Origin of the sequence: Porphyromonas sp. HMSC065F10 (genome assembly GCF_001808555.1) — a bacterium.
GTDB lineage: Bacteria > Bacteroidota > Bacteroidia > Bacteroidales > Porphyromonadaceae > Porphyromonas_A.
In genome coordinates, this window is record NZ_KV793796.1 from 1 (window position 1) to 295 (window position 295).

The following is a 295-nucleotide window of genomic DNA, read 5'->3' on the forward strand; positions in this document are numbered from 1 at the left end:
GACGTGCCGGACTCGCTTCTGAAGGGGGCTATCCCGAGGAAACAGGCTAGAGACCTCTTGGAGAAGAATGTCGTAAAGCCACTCGTGAGGACAATCAAAGCGATAGCAGTTACCGGTCCCACACCTTTGATGCTGACGATGATATCATAGATCCTGGAGAGCTTCTTTTCAGACCTTATGAGGATGTACATTTGTCGGTCTACCTTGTTGATCTGCTCTTTGATGTAGGCCAATTGCTTCTCCAGAATTTTTATATTCATCATGATGGCCTTGCTGCCGGGCTTGGCCTTGAGAC

General features: G+C 48.5%; 1 protein-coding gene. It reads right to left on the minus strand.

From position 1 onward, the window contains the following. Window positions 1–263, minus strand: a 263-nt coding sequence (locus HMPREF2890_RS05745) for a transposase (RefSeq protein WP_210394774.1), incomplete at its 3' end; no start/stop codon positions are given. Between the last annotated feature and the right edge of the window lie 32 nt (window positions 264–295).